Origin of the sequence: Paraburkholderia fungorum (genome assembly GCF_003610895.1) — a bacterium.
GTDB lineage: Bacteria > Pseudomonadota > Gammaproteobacteria > Burkholderiales > Burkholderiaceae > Paraburkholderia > Paraburkholderia fungorum_B.
This window is the reverse complement of sequence record NZ_MCAS01000067.1, coordinates 172,858-191,218: the sequence shown is the minus strand read 5'-3', so window position 1 is coordinate 191,218 and position 18,361 is coordinate 172,858. Positions and strand designations below refer to the sequence as shown.

At 59.9% G+C, this 18,361-nt stretch carries 15 protein-coding genes; 4 read left to right on the top strand and 11 right to left on the bottom strand.

The genetic code is table 11. From position 1 onward, the window contains the following. Positions 1-21: 21 nt before the first annotated feature. Positions 22-1,113 carry a Gfo/Idh/MocA family oxidoreductase gene (locus tag BCY88_RS36425; RefSeq protein ID WP_220669717.1) on the bottom strand — a complete coding sequence of 364 codons (1,092 nt, stop codon included), beginning with the start codon at positions 1,111-1,113 and terminating at the stop codon, positions 22-24. 298 nt (positions 1,114-1,411) lie between these two features. Here BCY88_RS36425 and BCY88_RS36420 point away from each other — a divergent pair, with 298 nt between their 5' ends. Continuing rightward, positions 1,412-2,560 (top strand): MFS transporter, encoded by a 1,149-nt coding sequence (locus BCY88_RS36420; RefSeq protein ID WP_120348910.1) that lies wholly within the window; start codon positions 1,412-1,414, stop codon positions 2,558-2,560. A gap of 20 nt (positions 2,561-2,580) precedes the next feature. Here BCY88_RS36420 and BCY88_RS36415 read toward each other — a convergent pair whose 3' ends face one another. The 6 genes from BCY88_RS36415 to hisD form a co-directional block, all read right to left on the bottom strand. After that, the gene (locus BCY88_RS36415) at positions 2,581-3,735 is read right to left on the bottom strand and encodes an MFS transporter (RefSeq protein ID WP_120348909.1); all 1,155 of its coding nucleotides are present in this window, start codon (positions 3,733-3,735) and stop codon (positions 2,581-2,583) included. An 18-nt stretch (positions 3,736-3,753) separates the two neighbouring features. Then, positions 3,754-5,277, bottom strand: a complete 1,524-nt coding sequence (locus BCY88_RS36410; RefSeq protein WP_120348908.1) for an amino acid permease — start codon at positions 5,275-5,277, stop codon at positions 3,754-3,756. 283 nt (positions 5,278-5,560) lie between these two features. Then, positions 5,561-5,728: a hypothetical protein gene (locus BCY88_RS40045; protein WP_183081537.1), complete on the bottom strand. Its 168-nt coding sequence runs from the start codon at positions 5,726-5,728 to the stop codon at positions 5,561-5,563. A 63-nt stretch (positions 5,729-5,791) separates the two neighbouring features. Continuing rightward, complete coding sequence (locus BCY88_RS36405) at positions 5,792-6,781, bottom strand: SGNH/GDSL hydrolase family protein (RefSeq protein WP_120348907.1); 990 nt, start codon at positions 6,779-6,781, stop codon at positions 5,792-5,794. 93 nt (positions 6,782-6,874) lie between these two features. Next, positions 6,875-8,005: a porin gene (locus BCY88_RS36400; RefSeq protein WP_120348906.1), complete on the bottom strand. Its 1,131-nt coding sequence runs from the start codon at positions 8,003-8,005 to the stop codon at positions 6,875-6,877. 437 nt (positions 8,006-8,442) lie between these two features. Further along, positions 8,443-9,726, bottom strand: a complete 1,284-nt coding sequence (gene hisD / locus BCY88_RS36395) for a histidinol dehydrogenase (protein ID WP_120348905.1) — start codon at positions 9,724-9,726, stop codon at positions 8,443-8,445. A gap of 470 nt (positions 9,727-10,196) precedes the next feature. On the opposite strand from hisD, the gene BCY88_RS36390 reads away from it, so the two are divergent. From BCY88_RS36390 to BCY88_RS36380, 3 genes are all read left to right on the top strand, one after another. After that, positions 10,197-10,856, top strand: a complete 660-nt coding sequence (locus tag BCY88_RS36390; protein WP_120348904.1) for a ThuA domain-containing protein — start codon at positions 10,197-10,199, stop codon at positions 10,854-10,856. Between the two features lie 109 nt (positions 10,857-10,965). After that, positions 10,966-12,753: a thiamine pyrophosphate-binding protein gene (locus BCY88_RS36385; RefSeq protein ID WP_120349017.1), complete on the top strand. Its 1,788-nt coding sequence runs from the start codon at positions 10,966-10,968 to the stop codon at positions 12,751-12,753. Positions 12,754-12,767: 14 nt separating this feature from the next. Continuing rightward, positions 12,768-14,366 carry a GMC oxidoreductase gene (locus BCY88_RS36380; protein ID WP_120348903.1) on the top strand — a complete coding sequence of 533 codons (1,599 nt, stop codon included), beginning with the start codon at positions 12,768-12,770 and terminating at the stop codon, positions 14,364-14,366. A 38-nt stretch (positions 14,367-14,404) separates the two neighbouring features. Here BCY88_RS36380 and BCY88_RS36375 read toward each other — a convergent pair whose 3' ends face one another. Genes BCY88_RS36375 through BCY88_RS36360 form a run of 4 tightly spaced genes read right to left on the bottom strand, consistent with a single transcriptional unit; the run spans position 14,405 to position 18,256 of the window. Then, positions 14,405-15,577: a LacI family DNA-binding transcriptional regulator gene (locus BCY88_RS36375; protein ID WP_120348902.1), complete on the bottom strand. Its 1,173-nt coding sequence runs from the start codon at positions 15,575-15,577 to the stop codon at positions 14,405-14,407. Continuing rightward, a complete protein-coding gene (locus tag BCY88_RS36370) occupies positions 15,574-16,380 on the bottom strand; it encodes an inositol monophosphatase family protein (protein WP_259461619.1) in 807 nt (268 codons plus the stop codon). Before BCY88_RS36370 ends, BCY88_RS36375 begins: the two co-directional genes overlap by 4 nt. Further along, on the bottom strand, positions 16,377-17,468 hold the full coding sequence (locus BCY88_RS36365; protein ID WP_120349015.1) for an ABC transporter ATP-binding protein: 1,092 nt from the start codon (positions 17,466-17,468) through the stop codon (positions 16,377-16,379). The genes BCY88_RS36370 and BCY88_RS36365 overlap by 4 nt, the downstream gene beginning before the upstream one ends. A gap of 2 nt (positions 17,469-17,470) precedes the next feature. After that, complete coding sequence (locus BCY88_RS36360; protein WP_120349014.1) at positions 17,471-18,256, bottom strand: carbohydrate ABC transporter permease; 786 nt, start codon at positions 18,254-18,256, stop codon at positions 17,471-17,473. Positions 18,257-18,361: the final 105 nt, after the last annotated feature.

The window sequence follows — 18,361 nt, the reverse complement described above, 5'->3', positions numbered from 1 at the left end:
CTTCCCGTTCCCGCTACGCATTCATGAATGCGAGCTCCTGTCGTTCTCGAAGGCCACGCGCTCTGCTTCCGTCAGCGGCAGTGCCGTGGGACGGCCCTCTGATGCTGAAATCGCAGCGGCTTCCAGAAGAGCGATGAGCGCGACTGCCTCAGCCGGTGCCACCGGGTTAGGGCCCTCACCGCGTATCGCGCGTTCCAGCTGGACGTAGAACTGTGACTGATCACCTCGCGTTGCCGGCACTGCACGCCGTTGCGCTGAAGCGTCAGCCGGGTCGAACACATACGCATCGTCCGGATCGACTCCATACGAGGGGTCGCCCGGCCGCAGTCCTGCAATCAACTGATGCTCCTGAACGTCCTGGGCCTGCTTCATCACTGAACGGTTCGTGCCGTGCACGAGGAAGCGCATGCCGAATCCGGGCACCACTTGAGCGCCGCGCAGAACGACTCTCATACGACCGTATTCGAGGATGACTGTGAACCAGTCGTCGGTCCTCGCCCCAGCTCGCTGCTGCGCGAACGAGGCGACAACGCGCTCCGGCAGTCCGAATTGCAACAGCACCTGATCGGCAACGTGAGGGCCGAGGTCGAACCATGTCCCACCGGCTGGCACGGGTTCTTCGCGCCAGGCTTGCGGGACGTTCGGCGCGTAACGATCGATGTGCGATTCGAAATGGACAATATCGCCGAGACTCTCGTTGCGGATCGCATCGCGGACGGTCAGATAGTCGCTGTCCCAGCGGCGATTCTGGAAAACGGCAAGATTTCTGCCGACACGTTTTGCCAGCACCGCCAGTTCGCGCGCTTCGTTGAGCGTCGGCGTGAACGGCTTTTCAACGACCACATGTTTGCCGGCCTCCAGCGCGAGCTTTGCAAACCGGTAATGACTTTCGTTGACGCTCGCGACGATCACGAGGTCCACCGAGTCGGCGACGGCCGCGCGTTCCGGGCTCAGAATCTCGATTGACGGGTCATCGAGCTTGATCTGGTCCGGGCGCTGAGTACCAATGGCGACGAGTTGCAAACCCGGCACGCTGGAGATCAACGGCATATGAAAGTGGCGGGTAACGAATCCATAGCCGATGATCGAAACCCTGATCTTTTTGCCTTGCACAGCACGTCTCCTGTGAATTGAGTGGCCGCGCGCAACATGCGCGTCCATACCCTATCGTCCGCGACTAATAAGGCAGCATCAATTTCGCGAGCACTGCATTCCAGACGCAAGCCGGCGCACTGATTACGTCACTGTGCGTCCCATCCGTCAAAATTTCGCGCACGTCGCTTATTGCGTCACGGTGCGTCATCAAAATCCGATCTGCGAAGTTACCTCCACGCAAGGCGCTCATTACACTCCAAGGACGGCGCCCTCAAGGCGCGTGCCTGATTTCACCCAGCCATTACCCAAAGATCACATGGACACCACAAGCGTCAGCCGAAGCTTTGCGTCTTCCTCGTCTGCGCGCGCTTCCACTCGCGCCGGCTTCTTCTCCTTTGGATTGTTTCTTTCCGCGTGGGCGCCTCTGGCGCCGCTGGCCAAACTACGTCTGCATCTGTCCGATAGTCATTTCGGGCTCGCGCTCCTCTGTTTCGGTCTCGGTTGTCTTGTCGCGATGCCTGTCGGGACCGCTCTCGCGGCGCGCTTTGGATGCAGGAAAGTCATCCTGTCGGCGGGTCCCGTGGTGTGCGCGTGTCTCTATCTGCTCGCGACGACTGAAAACCCCGCAGTTCTCGTGGCCAGCCTGCTGGTTTTCGGATCGGGACTGGGGGTCACCGAGTCAGCGATGAATCTTCAATCCGCTGTCGTACAACGATCGCATGATGAACCGCTGATGTCCGGCTTCCATGCGTGGTTCAGTATCGGTTGTATTGCCGGCGCGACCGGCGTGAGTGCATTGCTCTCGGCGGGTTTGAGCGCCGAGTTCGCTGTGGGCTGCATCAGCGCAATCCTCGTTTTCATCTGGAGCTATTACGGCAAGAACTTTCTTGCGGCCACGAGTAAGGGCTCGACGTTTGCTCTGGCCCTCCCGAAAGGACGGGTTCTCTGGATCGGCGCGCTTTGCTTCATCTCGTTCCTGGCGGAAGGCGCGATGCTCGACTGGAGCGGCGTGTTCCTCACTACGGTGAAAAATTTCGATCCTTCTCGCGCAGGCTACGGTTATGCCTGCTTCGCAGTGGCCATGACGGCAGGACGGCTATCGGGCGATTTCCTTTCCAGGTCGCTACAACCCCGGAATGTTCTCTGGGCAGGCGCGCTACTCGCGGCACTCGGCATCGCGTCGCTCGTGGCATCGAACCACTGGCTGCTCCTGATGCTGTCATTCGCCTTCGTGGGATTCGGACTGGCTAACATCGTCCCGAGCCTGTTTCTGGTCGTCGCACGGCAACACGTGATGCCGATCGCGGTGGCGATGCCGGTGGTCGCCACCATCGGCTACGCAGGCATGCTGACCGGACCCGCTTTTCTCGGTAACATCGCCGAGCACGCCAGCCTGCAGACGGCGTTTCTCACGGTCGCCGCGATGCTCTTCGTGATCGTCGCCACCGCGAAGGTCGCAGACTGATCCCGCTGGCATCCGGCCGACTAAGGTTCGCGAAGAACCGTTCGCGCACTTGCCGCGATAACAGCGAGCAGAACGACGACCGCGAGAAACGCCGAGGCCAGCGTGGTATAGCGTGCAATCGCGCCAATGAGCGCGGGCCCGACGAAAATCCCGCAATAGCCGATCGTGGTCATTGCGGCGACGGCGGCGCTCGTCGGCATCCGCGTCTGCTTGCCGACCGACGAAAACAACACCGGCGCGATGTTCGAACAACCCGCGCCAACCAGCGCGTATCCCAACAGGTCCACCGCCCATGATGTCGCGAAGGCCGCGAGCGCAAAGCCGGCTGCGGCGCATAGGCTGCCTACGATCACGACGCGGGTTCTACCGAGACGGCCGACCATTCTGTCGCCCGTCAGTCGGCCCGCCGTCATCGTTGCCGCAAAGGCCGCGTATCCGTATCCAGCGTAAGCGTGGGACATGCCACGTTCCGCCGTGAGGAATACGCCGCTCCAATCCAGCACGGCGCTCTCGGCCAGAAAGACAATGAACGTGAAGACACTCAGCACCAGCACGATTCCGCGCGGGACGGCGAAAAGCGTTGCCTGACTCGTCTGCGGTTCCGCCATCAGCGCGGGGTAGGCGTAGCACAGCGCGACGATCATCAGCAGCGTGGCGACAAGCGTTGATGCACTGTGCGATAGACCCGCGGTAAGAAGCAGGCTCGCACCCGCTGCGCCGCCGATCCCGCCAACGCTGTAGAACGCGTGAAATCCCGACATGATCGATCGCCCGCTCTCACGCTCGACTTCGATCGCCTGGATGTTCATCGCGACATCCACCACGCCTGCCGACATGCCGAACAGCGTCAGCGCAAAGATCGCGGATCGCACATCGTCGACGAACGCAAGCACCGGAAGCGTTGCGCAAAGCACCACGGTGGCAAGCGTGATCACCGCGCGGCAGCCGAATCTCGCCGCCAGGCCGCCGGCAAACGGCATCGCCGCCATGGAGCCCGCACCGAGGCAAAGCAATAGAAGTCCGAGTTGGCCATCGTCAAGTCCGATTCGGGCTTTGACGAATGGCACGAGCGGGGCCCACGAAGCTCTTCCGTATCCAGCTACGAGGAAGATGGCGCGCGTAGCGGCCTGGCGAGTACTGAACGACGTCCGATGTAAAGCGAGATCAGAAGGCATGAAATGATGTGGAGTCGTTTAGCGTGCGGTCTTGACCGGCACATAGCCGGGGTTGGAAACCTCGCTATCGCGCGATGCCTGGCTCGAGATCGGCGGTCCCGGAAAACGTCTTTTTTCAAGGCCGAACCACGCAACGACAATGATGATAAAGAACGTGATGAAATAATGGATCAGGATATCGGTCGGCGGTTGCAAGCCGACCCAGATGATAAAGATCCCGCCGATGATCGCGACCGCGCCATACGGTTTGGAGAACGCACCAAGTCGATACGGGCCATAAGTGCGATTGCGGGCGAACATTGCGGCGCCGATCGCCATGCCGTACGCCAGTTGATAAAAGAGCGCAGTGCCTGCAACGAGTGCGTTGAATGCCGACGAATACAAGGTCACGGCAATGCCGGCGATCGCGCCGGCCCAGATCCCTGTGACCGGCGTATAGAAGCGCGGCGATACGCGACTGAAGTACTTCGGCAGGCCCTGGTCACGAGCAAACGAATAGACCGCACGCGACAGCCCGGTCAGCGCGCTGGCGCCGCAAACGTAGGCCGAAATCGTCAGCGAAACAATAATCGCGTCTTTCAGCAGACGCGGTCCGCGGATCTGCTCGAACAGCATTGAAAAGCCGTCGCCGCCTTTTTTGGCGACGGCGGTCGGGTCGCTCATCGCCATGTAGAAAAGCCCGAGAAGCGCCGCGCCCATTACCACGGACAGGATCACCGAATTGCGCATCGCCTTCGGAACGGCGCGCGCGGCGTCAACCGTTTCCTCCGACACGTGAGCCGCCGCGTCGTAACTGGTCACGATCCACATCGGCAAAAGCAATGCATAACCGAAGGTGAGAAACACGTTCTCCGTGCGCGGCACCACGCCGCCCCCTGCGTCGCCCGTATTGTTCGTGAACGAGAAGATGTGCGCGAGGTTCGTCAGATGAAGGTTATAGAGCATCACGCCGATCAAGGCGATGGCGCCGAGGAAAGTCACGTAAGCGCCTGCGGTCACGAACCACGCCAGTGTCCGCACACCCACGTGATTGAGAATCGCCCAACTGGACATGATGGCGACCACGCCGACGACCTGCTGCCAGTATCCCCAGTGCGAGGTGTCGATATGCAGCATGCCGCTCAGGATCAACTGATTGAACAGCAGGTAGAACGCAACGGATGTTCCGCCCGCAGAGAACACGTAGCCGATCAGGTTGATCCACGCGGTAGCCCAGCCCCAAGCTCTGCCGCCAAGTACCGACGACCAGTGATAAAGCCCACCCGCGGTCGGAATGGCTGAGCTGATCTCGCCCAACGAGGCAGCAGTGGCATAAGCAAGTCCGCCGCCGATCAGCCATGTCACCGTAATGCCGAACGCGCCCGCAGTGCCGAGACCCTGCTGCATGTTTGCCCCGAGCGCCCAGAACAGTCCGATCGCCATGAACGACATTGCAAAGTTGCCGAAGCCCGACATCCCGCGTGAGAGCTCCTGCTTGTAGCCGAATTTCTCCAACAGCGCAGCGTCCTGCTGTCCGATATCGATGGGTGCGCGGTCATTCATCACAATTCTCCGACAGCATCTGCTCCGCCAGGAGACAGACGATCAAAACTGCAAAAGAGATATCGGCGTTCGTCGCAAGGTCATACCATGCACAATTTCACGCCGCCTCTCTTATACGTATAAGTGTCATGGTGGCGCGTTAAAATTCTGAAGTCAACAACGGCCCAACCCCCTGTTTACCCTGGAGTTTATTCGACGCAAATCGACACCCCCGGTGCACCACGTTGCGCCGCGCCGGTTGGGTAGCGCTGTTATGGGAAATACCTGGACGCGCCTCCTTTAATTAGACGAAAGCGGGAAGCTTGCATGCGAGCCCATCGGAAGCCGCTTCCGCATAAGGATGTATCCACAGACGTGCTTGTCCTGAGTAGGTCTTGACCCGCTCCTTCGCGTGCTTGAGCATGGATACTTCGACGAGCCACTCGACGTATACAGGATCAGGAAGGGACACGAAATCTCCAGACGATGCGGACAGACGGAAAGTTGTTCAACCAGAGACTCAATCGGCTTCGCTCTATTTCGGCTCTGCACCGATTTGATGCAGCACGTAGTCCGCGAGCAACTCGTTCGCACGTGTTGTCAGGTGTTCTCCGGCGGCAAAAAAATAGGTTTGATCGGCATGAGGTTCGGCTAGAGTCGACGCATCGCAATAGTCCTGATCGGGCCTGGCGCATGCATCTGCGTGAGCGGAATGGGTGAATCCGTGACTTGCCGGATCGGAGAGCAACGAATCGAAGAACTGCCCTGTTTCGATGAGGACGATTCTGGAATCTTTCGGAGGATCGGATTGAAGCTGACGATCGTAGACAGCGCTCAGTTCGCGGACGAATTTCTGGCTCGCCCGGCTATGAAACCACGGCAACACGCTCATATCCGGCAGCTTGAAAACGACGAGACGGCGCGCGCCATGAGCAAGGATGGTTCTCGCGGTATGCGCCTCTGACTGCGCTGCGACGACAACCCGCGCACGCTCGCGGCGCATGATGCTTTCGTCGGGATCCCGGTCGTCGCGCAGCGTTTTCGCCAATGCCGGATCGTTTCCGGGGTCATAGTTATAGGCGACATCGTTGGTGCCGATCCACAGGAACACGATCTGATCGTCCTTGAACGATCCGTGCGTTTTCAGGAATCGCAGCACCTGAGTCGATACCGGAACGGGCATGCCTTCGAGATCGCGGGAGACGGTCGAATAGGGCAACTCCGCGCGCGCGCCGCCCTCTGCGTAGTTCAGTCCGCCGGGTCCCGACAGTCCCTTCATGCCCTTGTAGACGTTGTCGTAGCTATCGGTATGTTCATTCGACGTAGCGGCCTGACCGAAATGATCGGCGACAATTTGCGCCCACGTTCTTCCCGGATTAGTCGTGAAGCGGAATCCGTAAGTACCGGCGTCGGTCAGGCTGTCGCCGAAGAAAACCGCCTGTTTGTAGCTGCTCTGCGCATCGGCGATATACGGACAAAGACATACGGCAACGGCGAGTAAAGCGAGTCGGACGAACTGGGGCATGGTGTCGCTCCCGGCGCACTGCAACAGATTGAAAAAGGACGCCCACGACTGGAGTCGACCGTGGGCGCCAAATCGCACTACTCTCGCTAAAACTTAGAACTTGTGGCGCAGGCCGACGATCGCAAGCAACTGCGATTGCTTGCCTGCGTCGACGTCATACGAGCCGACCACGGCCTGAGCATCGCCCGCTCCGTTCTGCCCGTTGGCATGCGTGTAAGCACCGGCCAGATAGACGTCGGTACGCTTGCTCAGCAGATAGTCGACGCCGAGATTCGCCTGGTGATAGGTCGCCGATGAATTGCCACCCGACTTCGTGTAGTTGTATCCACCGATCAACTCGAATGCCGGCGTCATCATCCAGCTGGCGAATACCGAACCGTTCTGGAAATGTTCCGATCCGGTGAACAGCGAAGAAGCGTCCGCGGTGTATTGGGTGTACGAATAGGCGGCGCCGGCCGTCACGGAGCCGACTACGTACTGCCCGCCGACGCGAGCAATGTTGATCGAACGCGCCGATGCATAGGCGGCATTCACCGAGCTGTTGAAGAAGCTGTCCGCCGTCGCCGTGCCACGCTTCGACAGTCCGGTATTGCCGTTATCGGCGTGCAGGAAACCGCCTGCGATACTCAGCGCCGCGCCGCTGTATGCGGCGGCAGCCGACCACGTCTGCCCCGAACCCGTGGAACCTGCGATGCCGCCTGGTGCATACATCGCCTCGACCACCACGCCGGCCCACGACGGGCTTGTCCACTTCACAGCGTTGTTGAAGCGCGCGCTGTCGTCGTAGTTATCGATGTCGCCCGGCGGTGCGAACAGACCGCTGTAGTTGTCGGCGGTGAGCGGCTGCAGCAGGTCGGTGACCGGGTCGTACTGGCGGCCGAGCGTCAACGCGCCGTATTTGGTGCTGGCAAGACCTACGAATGCCTGGCGGCCGAACTCGCGTCCATTGTTTTGCAATTGCCCGGAGCCGAGATCGAATCCGCTTTCCAGCTGGAAGTTGGCCGTGAGGCCGCCGCCCAGATCTTCCGTGCCTTTGAGGCCCCACTGGTTGCCCGACAGGTTACCGGAAGACATCTTCCATTGCGAACTCTGGCCGCCGCTATTGTGAATGTACGCGATCCCCGTATCGACGACGCCGTAAAGAGTGACCGAGCTTTGAGCATGCGCTCCTGTGACGTAGGCAGCAGCACCAAGAGCGACTACGGAGATAATCTGACGTTTCATTGACTCACCCTGCTGGATGTTTGTATTGAGGAACAATTCCGGCGTGTACCGTTGGCTACTCTCCCGCTGCACGGCCGGAAATATCGCTTATGCACTACTTGCCTTGCAAAGAATCGTGATGGATGGGTCTCTTCATTTTTAATTCGTCATACTGAATTAATGGATAAGTTGCCGATCTGTCGTTGCTCCGCAAACTCGAAGTACTCGTTCATGAATCGCCGAACGCTTCGAACCCAGAGTCACGGTCCTGACATATCAGTGTGTGACGTCTCCTCACTTGCGTCGCAGTATTGAAGCCCAATAATCAACGCTCAATTTCGCAAACAGCCTATTTGTGGCGCATATCGACGCACAAACTGCGTCACCGCCAATTTCGGGCAAAAAAAATCGGCACTCTTGCGAGTGCCGACTTTCAAACAAACTCGAACCGGGACAATCTACGCCGGCTTACTGAACCGGCGAACCCGAATGTCCGCCTGCTCCTTGTGACCTGCAAAGCCTTCCATCGCGCAAAGCCTCGAACAGTATTCGCCGACGAGCACGGAGGCTTCGTCGGTCAGCACGCGCTGATAGGTACAGGTCTTGATGAATTTCCCGACCCACAGGCCGCCGGTATAGCGCGCGGATTTCATCGTCGGCAGCGTGTGGTTGGTGCCAATCACCTTGTCGCCATACGACACATTGGTGCGGTCGCCGAGGAACAACGCGCCGTAGTTCGTCATGTGTTCGAGGAAATACAACGGATCGCGAGTCATCACCTGAACGTGCTCCGACGCGATGCGATCGGCCTCTTCCACCATCTCGTCGACGGTATCGCACAGAATGATCTCGCCGTAATCGTGCCACGCAACCGAAGCAACCGCGGCGGTCGGCAGAATCGCGAGCTGGCGATCGATTTCGGCGGGCAGGGCTTCAGCCAGCGCTCGGGAGTTCGTCAGGAACACTGCCGGCGAATTGACGCCGTGCTCGGCCTGTCCCAACAAGTCCGCGGCGACGATCTCGGCATCCGACGATTCGTCCGCGATCACCAGGGTTTCGGTCGGCCCGGCAATCAGGTCGATACCGATCTTGCCGAACAACTGGCGCTTGGCTTCGGCAACGTACGCATTGCCCGGGCCGACGATCATGTCGACCGGTGCGAACTGCTCCGTGCCGAGCGCCAGCGCGGCGACTGCCTGCACACCGCCGACACAGTAGATTTCGTCGGCGCCGGCCAGATGCATCGCCGTCACGATAGCGGGGTGCGGCTTGCCGTCGAACGGCGGCGCCACTGCCACGACGCGTTTGACACCGGCCACCTTGGCGGTCAGCACGCTCATATGCGCCGAGGCAAGCAGCGGATATTTGCCGCCCGGGATATAGCAACCCACCGAGTTCACCGGCACGTTTTTATGGCCGAGGATGACACCAGGCAGCGTTTCGACTTCCACGTCCCTCAACGCCGACTTCTGAACTTCGGCAAAGCGGCGCACCTGTTGCTGCGCGAACCTGATATCCGCGATTTCGAGTTCAGACAACGTGGCGACACACGCGGCAACTTCCTCGTCGGTCAAACGGAATGACGTCGGCGCCCAGTTGTCGAATTTCTTCGAATATTCACGCACCGCCGAATCGCCGTTGGCGGCGACGTCGGCAATGATCTTTTCCACGGTGCTGCGAACCTGAGCCGCGATCTCCGTCTGAACTTCCAGGGGTTTGCTCTTCTTAAGATACTCGATCACAACTGACCTCCAAAGGTATTTCGAGTGCCATCTCGCATCACCATGCATTTGGGCTTCAACGCTTCAATGCGATACGGCGGACATTTCAATCAATATTCGATGGGACCGCTAAATTTTCGGTGCGCACCGGAGCAAAGGCAATTTCGCACCGGCATTCGAAGTGACGCACTGTGGCGCACCCACGCGACGCTGCGTCTGCAAGCCCGATCGGATCGACGCCTGACATCCGCAATTTGCGCTCGCATGACAGTCAGTATTTGGAATCAAATATCCGAATTCAATTTCGCGGATCGCAAAAGCTCGACGCCATGTGACGCACGCGCTGCGTCGCTCCGCGCCGCTCTCGTCCGATAAATGGGAATCGCCGTCAAACCCAGGTCTCCACCCACTTGACATCGGCAATTTGAAGTCGCAGCATTCACCAACTTATACGTATAAGCTAATTTGCGTTGCCTCACAGGAGTTTGAACATGACACGCGTTTTTCATCTATACGGCGGCTGGCCGGGACACTTTCCCTACGAGGTCGCGGCATGGACTCGCGAACTATTCAGGGAGCTCGATTGGGACGTCGAGGAATCGACGGACATCTTCTCGCTGGACCGCGATCTCACCCAGTTCGACCTGATCGTGATCGGCTGGAATAACGCCGTCACGACCGAAACGCTGACCACCTCGCAGGAAAATCGTCTGCTCGAAGCTATCGAAAAGGGGACGGGTCTCGCGGCGTGGCATGGCGCCGGCGCGGCGTTTCGCGCAAGCCTTCGGTATCACATGGTGCTTGGTGGATCGTTCGTCGAACATCCGACCGGCGAAGGTTACCCGCATCCCTACATGGTCAACGTGACGGATCGCTCGCATCCGGTCATGCACGGTGTGGAGGATTTCGAGGTCCGCTCGGAGCAGTACTACATGCAGGTCGACCCGAACAATCACGTGCTGGCGGACACCACCTTCGACGGCAACCCGCTCCCCTGGCTCAAAGGCAACAAGTGCCCGGCAGCGTGGGTGAGGCAATGGGGCGAAGGCCGGGTTTTCTATCACTCGATCGGACACGACACCGGCAATCTGTCGGATCCCAACGTGCGCAGGATGACGCGGCAAGGTCTCCAGTGGGCGGCACGTATCTGACTGCGGCGTTCGCATCAGGCTCATCTGATTCGTTTCAGCGAAAGCGCAGTGTTTCGCCCGGGTGTGTGATCCCGCGCGGCTATTTATCTCACCTATGCAGGATCTGGAAATGGCAAAGCTCACAGGCAGTCAAATCGTCGCTCAGACGTTAAAGAACTACGGCGTTGAATACGTTGCCGGAATCCCCGGCCATGGAATCTGGACGCTCACCGACGCATTTCTCGAGAAAGATTCGGAAATTCGCTTCATCCAGGTTTTTCACGAACAAAGCGCGGTCCATCTGGCAGACGGTTACTACCGGGTCGCCGGTAAGCCGATGGCCGCGGTCACGTCGATCGGCGCGGGCGCAAGCAACACCGTGATCGGTATGGCAACCGCGTTCACCGATTCGACCAGCGTGATGCTGATCACCGGTGGGCCGCCCACTCACATGCGCGGCCACGGTCTGCTGCAGGAACTCGAACGCTACACCGATAACGACTTCCCGAAGATCGCCGAGGCGGTGTCGAAGCGTCATTGGGTGGTACAGCGCGTCGAGGAACTGCCGTTCGTCATGCATCGCGCGTTCAGTGCGATGGTGACGGGTCGCCCGGGTCCGGTTCACATCGAGATTCCGATGGACACGCAGGCAGAGGCCGCTGAAGTCACGCTTCACGATCTCGAAGAGCGCGTACCGGTCGGCAAGGTGTTCCCCGATCCGGCTGCCGTGAGAAAGGCCGCGGACGTATTGCGCAGCGCGAAGCGGCCGGTCATCGTGATCGGCGGCGGCGTGATTACCGGCGAAGCCTCGGTCGAGGTTCTGGCGCTCGCCGAGAAGTGGAAGATCCCGGTTGTCACCACGTGGAACGGCAAGAGCGGCTTCCCTGAAGATCACGAACTGTTCGCCGGCAGCGTCGGCCAGACCGGCACGTTGTGCGGCAACAAGGTTGCCTCCACTGCTGACGTGATTCTGGCCGTGGGCTGTCGTTTCACCGACTGGTCGTCGTCGAGTTACGCAAAGGGGGTCACGTTCTCGATCCCGCCGGGCCGGCTGATCCATATCGACATCGACCCGCACGAAATCGGCAAGAACTATCCGGTCACGGCCGGCATCGTCGCCGACGCGAAGTATGCGCTCGCGCACATCGTCGAGGCACTGAAAGACGACACGGTCGACCGCACCGAATACCTCGACCAGGTTGCCGGCTACAAAGCCGAATGGGAAGCCAAGCTGTCGAGCCGCCGCGATTCGGATCGTTTCCCCTTCACGTCGCAACGTCCGCTCGGCGCTTTGCGCAAGATCTTCCCGCGCGACACGATCGTCGTGGTCGGTTCGGGCAATACCCAAGGTGCGGTCAAGCAGACCTTCCCGGTGTACGAACCGCGCACTCACCTCACGTCGGGCGGATTCTCGTCGATGGGCTGGGCCGTGCCGGCAGCGATCGGCGCGAAGCTGGCGGCGCCGCATCGGCCGGTGGTCTGTGTGCTCGGCGACGGCGACTTCCTGATGACGTCGCAGGAAATCGCGATCTGCGTGACGAACAACATTCCGGTGGTGTTCATCGTTCAGAACAACGCAGGCTACATGTCGATTCGCGGCGGCCAGCGCAAGCAGACGAGCCGTCATATCGGCACCGAGTTCAATCACCCGGACGGCACGCCGTATTCGCCCGATTTCGAAGCGCTCGGTAAGGCATTCGGTCTGAAGTCGTTCCGCGTGAACAGCAACGACGAACTCGAACCGATCCTTCAGGAAGCGCTCGACTCGAACGCGCCGGTGTTGATCGAAATCCCCACCGATCGCGACGCGGCCGGCCCGTGGGTGCCGGGCTGGTGGGACTTCCCGATTCCGGCGTACATCACCGATGAACGTCAGGACGAGTACACGCAGTTCCGTCAATCGGAACAACATCTGTAAGATGAAGAGGCTGTATGAGCGATGCAACAATTGTTCATCGCGCAGTGTCCGACTTTGATGCCTTCGCGCCGATCCCCCGGCGCGAGGTGCAGACAGTCGTTCCCGGCGACGATGGCGTGATGACCTGCGACGTAGCAATCATCGGCTCAGGTATGGGGGGGTCCACCTTCGCCCACACTTTGGCCGGACAAAACCTCGATGTACTGGTCGTGGAGCGAGGCGATTTTTTGCCGAGAGAAATTCAGAACTGGACGACCGAATCGGTCTTCGGCGAGGGCCGCTATCGCAACGCCGAGCATTGGATCGACGACAGCGGCAAGCCGTTTTCGCCCGGCGTTTTCTACTATGTCGGCGGCAATACCAAGGTATTCGGCGCCATGCTGCCGCGCTTTCGCGAAGCCGACTTCGGCGCGATCAAGCACGCTGAGGGCGTGTCCCCTGCGTGGCCGATCGCGTACGCCGATATGGAGCCTCACTACGCAGCGGCAGAGCGTCTGTACAAGGTCCACGGTCAGCGCGGCAGCGATCCGACCGAACCCTGGCGCTCCGGCGATTATCCGTTTGCCGCACTGGAACATGACCCGGCGCTGCATCGGCTACACGCTTCAATGCGGGCTCAAGGCTTGCAACCTTTCGCAATGCCTGCCGCGGTCGATTACGGCAGCGGCCGACCCTGCGTACTCTGCTCGACATGCGACGGCTATCCTTGCATGGTCGATGCCAAGGCGGACGCGGAAGTCTCAGCGCTGCGTCCGACAGTCGGCAGCGGCCGTGCGCGCCTGATGGTCCAGACGAAGATCGACCGCCTCATCATGTCGTCCGACGGCAGCAGGATCGAAGAAGCCTGCGGCACCCGAGACGGCAGGCCGGTTCGCATCAGGGCGCATCGCTTCGTACTGGCATGCGGCGCGGTCAATTCATCGGCGCTGCTGTTGCGATCCGCGGACAGGAACCACCCGGAGGGAATCGGCAATAGCTCGGGACTTCTGGGCCGCAACTACATGGTTCACAACAGCACCTTCATGATCGCGGTCGACCCACGCCGCTTCAACAAGGTTTTCTTCCAGAAGACTCTCGCGATCAACGACTGGTATCTCCAGTCGAAGTGGAATGACTTTCCGCTCGGCAACGTTCAGATGCTTGGCAAGATTCGCGAGCCGATGGTGACCGGCATGTACCCGTGGTTGCCCAAGGCCGTCTCACGCTATATCACCGACCATAGCGTCGATCTGTACCTCACCAGCGAAGACCTGCCCGATCCGGACAACCGCGTGACGTTCAATGCGCAGCAAGGCCGGATTCAGGTGCGCTGGCGCCCGAACAATTTGCGCGCTCACGAAGAGCTCGTGAAAAAGACGGTCGCGATGATGCGTGAGGCCGGGTATCCGTTCGTCTTCACCAAGCGGATGGGTATCGCGACCAACTCGCACCAGTGCGGTACCGCATTGATGGGCACGGATCCGGCGAAAAGCGTTCTCGACACGAACTGCAAATTGCACGACGTCGACAACGCGTGGATCGTGGATAGTTCGTGGTTCCCTTCGTCCGCCGCGGTCAACCCCGCGTTGACGATCGCCGCCAACGCGATTCGCGTCGCGCAGATGTTTCGTTGAACAAGAGAGCCGGCGTGGCCGAATGGTCCGCCGGTTTTTTAGCTGCGCTTTTTCCGCCGGGCTTTGGTTGTCGAACGAACGACTAGCTCGGTCGGCAGGATGATCCTGGTTGCGGGCGGTTTTTTCGAAGGCGGCGCATTCAGAAGTTCTGTCAACAAGCGGGCTGCGTGACGCCCCTTTTCGATGAGCGGCTGACGAATCGTCGTGAGACCGGCGCCGGCCGCTTCCGGAATATCGTCGAATCCGATGACAGAGAGCTGGTCTGGAACGGACACGCCTCGCTCATTGGCGATCTTCAGGAAAGACAGGGCCATCACGTCGGACGTGGCGGCCACCGCCGTCAAGTCCTTGTTCGCCAGCATCTGTTCGGCCGCCCAGTCGCCGGCAGAGTGATCGAAGCCTCCTGCCTCGATGATCACCATGTCGTCAAAGCCCAGACCCGCAGCTTTCCCTGCGGACAGATAGCCTTCCAGCCGGGCCCTCACCACATTTTCCGTGGACTGCAGGAAGCGCTTTTGCGTGACGGGCCCTCTCAATCCGTCAGGTTTCAGACGGTCGGCGATAATGCCAATCCTGCTATGACCGAGGTCGAGAAGATGCTTCATCTGAATCTCGCCCGATCCGAAGTCGTCGATTCCGACGAACGGTGTGCCGTCAATGATCGGCGCGTCGACTACGACGAATGGGATGTTCTGCTTACGCGCCATGGCGACGACCGGATAGTCGTCCGGCAGGTTGTACGCAATAAGACCATCCACAAAACCTCGCACGGCCAGGCTGACGCTGCCAGGTTCTCCCGGCTGATTGACGAGGTCTTTTTGCAGCGGAAATAGCGCAAGCGCAACGTTCGACAACTCCCCGATTTCGCCGATACCGCGCAGGAGCCCGGTAGTGGACGGATCAATGAACGCATAAGGAAGCTCGTCGGAAATCATCAGTCCGATTGCGCCGACGCGCCCCGAGCGAAGACTGCCCCCTCGAACATTCGGCCCCGGATAACCGAGCTTCTTCGCGACCTTCAGAATGTGCTCGCGCTGAGCCTCGGATATCTCGGACGGCTTGTTATACGCGTATGAGACGGCAGGCTGCGAAACCCCCGCGGCGAGCGCAACATCCTTCATCGACACTGTTCGTTTCATTTCGAAAGAGGGCATCCAGTCCTTGTACCGCCGAGAAGGATATTGTACAGGCAGTGTCGAGCGCGCCTTCATTCATCGCAGGCGGCTGCAAACGTTTGGAGTACCCGAGAATGCAGAGCGGGAGTCGAGGCGGCGAGCACGTTGCCCGCCGAGTGTTCGCTCAACACCTGGCCTTGCCAATCGGTCATCACGCCGCCGGCCTGTTGAACGACTGGAACGATCGGCAGGAAATCGTGGGGAGCAAGGCCGGCCTCGACGACGAGATCGCAGCGCCCAGTGGCGAGCGCCGCATAGTTGAAACAGTCACCGCCATAGCGATGGACCGCAACCGATTTAGATAATCGATCGAAGCGGCTCTGTTCGACTGATGTGAATTTGTCGGGTGTCGTCGTGCAAAGCCGGGCTGCCGCGAGCTCCGAACAGCGGCTTGTCCGAAGCGAATCATCTTCGCACACGGCTTCGATCTCGAAGGAGAAGAAGCGCCGGTGTAGCGCGGGCATTTCTATTGCACCCAGCCACGGCATTCCCTCGTTCAACACGCCGATTAGCGTCCCCCACAACGGACTTCCGGTAACGAAAGCCTTCGTGCCATCCAGCGGATCGATGACCCACCTTCGTGCTGACAAGCGGCCTTGTGCGCCCTCCAGCAAACCGAACTCTTCGCCGATAATCGAATCGTCCGGATGTCGCGAACTGACGCACGCGCGCAACGCGAGTTCTATCTCCCGGTCCAGTTCCGTGACCGGCGATCGGTCTTCTTTACGCACGAACTGAAACGCTTGCTCCGCGTGCGACGAACAGATGGAACGGGCCAGTTCGCACAATTGGCGCACCGTTTGTTCGTAGTATTGCCCGTCCCGCCTGTCGATCTTCACGCCACGCGCTCTTCCGTGACCGCGTCGAATATCAGTACCTTGGCCGTATTCGCGTTCAGCCTCACGGTCTCGCCCACTTTTCCGACGCCGGGCGCGAAGCGGGTCATCAACGGCTCGCCCGCTGCGGACACCAACACGAAGTTGTCGGCGCCAGTGGGCTCGACCACATCGACGACAGCCTCGAAGCCATCGTCGCCGGCGCCGAGTGCAAACCACTCAGGCCGCACGCCAAGTACGATCTCGCGCCCAACATGGCGTTGCTGTGCAATCGACAACGGCCCCAGCGAGATTTTCAACGGACGCTTCTTGTCCGGACCGCCGACAAACGTCGCCGAGGTCCCGTCGCCCTGAAGCTTGCCCTTGATGCAATTCATCGCGGGGGAGCCGATGAAGCGCGCGACAAACAGATTGCTGGGCCGGTCATACACGTCTTCCGGCGTGCCGGTCTGCTGAACTTCTCCTCCCTTCATCACCACGATCTTGGTGGCGAGCGTCATTGCCTCAATCTGATCGTGTGTCACGTAGACCGTGGTGGTGCCCACCCGCTGATGCAGCTTCTTGATCTCGGCGCGCATATCCGTGCGCAGCTTGGCGTCGAGGTTCGACAAGGGTTCGTCGAAGAGGAAGATCTTGGGCTCGCGAACCATCGCGCGGCCCATCGCGACGCGTTGCCGCTGACCGCCCGACAATTGGCTCGGTTTGCGGTCGAGCAACTGGTCGAGTTGCAGGATCGACGCCACCCGCTGCACCGCGGCTTCCTGCTCGCTTTTCGAAGCGCCGCGCACGCGCATGCCGAATGTCAGGTTCTTTCGCACCGTCATCGTCGGATAAAGCGCATACGACTGGAAGACCATCGCGATGTCACGTTTGGCGGACTCAATATCGTTGACGACCGTGCCGTCGATAATGATTTCGCCTTCGGAAACCGGTTCAAGGCCCGCGATCGCATTCAGCAAGGTCGACTTGCCGCAACCCGAAGGCCCGAGAAGAACCAGGAATTCCCCGTCGTCGGCGTCGATGTTGATGGCTTTCAGACAGGCCACGCTGCCGTAGTTTTTACGAACATCCCGAATATGCAAAGAAGCCATCATTACCCCTTGACCGCGCCGGCCATCAGCCCGCGCACAAAATATTTACCAGCCAGAACATAAATGACCAACGTGGGCAACGCGGCCAGCAAGGCCGCAGCCATATGCACGTCGTACGGACGCTCCCCTGCGCTCGCGCTCACCATGTTGTTGAGCGCGACCATGATCGGCGTGTTCTGCCCGCTCGTGAACGACACGCCGAACAGGAAGTCATTCCAGATGCCGGTGAACTGCCAGATCACGGTAACGACGATCATCGGAATCGAAAGCGGCAGGATGATGTGGCCGAAGGTCGTCCAGAAACCCGCTCCGTCGACTCGCGCGGCTTTGATCAGGTCTTGCGGCACCGTCATGAAATAGTTGCGGAAGAACATAGTCGTAAACGGAAGTCCGTAGACCGTGTGCACCAGAATCAGTCCACCGATATTTCCTGACAGTCCCAGCGCACCGAGTGTCTTCGCGAGCGGAATCAGAACGGCCTGATACGGCGTGAAACTGCCGAACAGAATGACTCCATAGACGAAGCGCGAGCCCCTGAAATTGAACTTGGTCAGCGCGTAGCCGTTGAGCGCGCCGAACAGCGCGGACAGCACGACGGCCGGCACCACCATCAAAACCGTGTTGATGTAGAAGCCGCGCAACCCCACGCAATCGACGCCGACACACGCGTTTTGCCACGCATCGACCCAAGGCTGCACGGTCGGCCTCAGCGGCACGGAGAGTATCGAGGTCGAACGGATTTCCGCCATGTCCTTCAGCGAGGCGAACACCATCACGACCAGCGGCATGACGAAGAACGCGGCGAACCCGATCAGCACCGCGTAAAGAACGACGCGGCTGAACGTTCGGGTAACGATCCGGCGGCGATTTCCCGGGCGTGCCGGACGATGGGC

Coding starts and splice junctions, on each gene's coding strand:
- BCY88_RS36390 (WP_120348904.1), top strand. CDS start 10,197: ATGACACGCGTTTTTCATCTATACGGCGGCTGGCCGGGACACTTTCCC.
- BCY88_RS36375 (WP_120348902.1), bottom strand. CDS start 15,577: ATGAAGGCGCGCTCGACACTGCCTGTACAATATCCTTCTCGGCGGTAC.
- BCY88_RS36410 (WP_120348908.1), bottom strand. CDS start 5,277: ATGAATGACCGCGCACCCATCGATATCGGACAGCAGGACGCTGCGCTG.
- BCY88_RS36400 (WP_120348906.1), bottom strand. CDS start 8,005: ATGAAACGTCAGATTATCTCCGTAGTCGCTCTTGGTGCTGCTGCCTAC.
- BCY88_RS36385 (WP_120349017.1), top strand. CDS start 10,966: ATGGCAAAGCTCACAGGCAGTCAAATCGTCGCTCAGACGTTAAAGAAC.
- BCY88_RS36420 (WP_120348910.1), top strand. CDS start 1,412: ATGGACACCACAAGCGTCAGCCGAAGCTTTGCGTCTTCCTCGTCTGCG.
- BCY88_RS36365 (WP_120349015.1), bottom strand. CDS start 17,468: ATGGCTTCTTTGCATATTCGGGATGTTCGTAAAAACTACGGCAGCGTG.
- BCY88_RS36380 (WP_120348903.1), top strand. CDS start 12,768: ATGAGCGATGCAACAATTGTTCATCGCGCAGTGTCCGACTTTGATGCC.
- BCY88_RS36415 (WP_120348909.1), bottom strand. CDS start 3,735: ATGCCTTCTGATCTCGCTTTACATCGGACGTCGTTCAGTACTCGCCAG.
- BCY88_RS36360 (WP_120349014.1), bottom strand. CDS start 18,256: ATGCCGCTGGTCGTGATGGTGTTCGCCTCGCTGAAGGACATGGCGGAA.
- BCY88_RS36405 (WP_120348907.1), bottom strand. CDS start 6,781: ATGCCCCAGTTCGTCCGACTCGCTTTACTCGCCGTTGCCGTATGTCTT.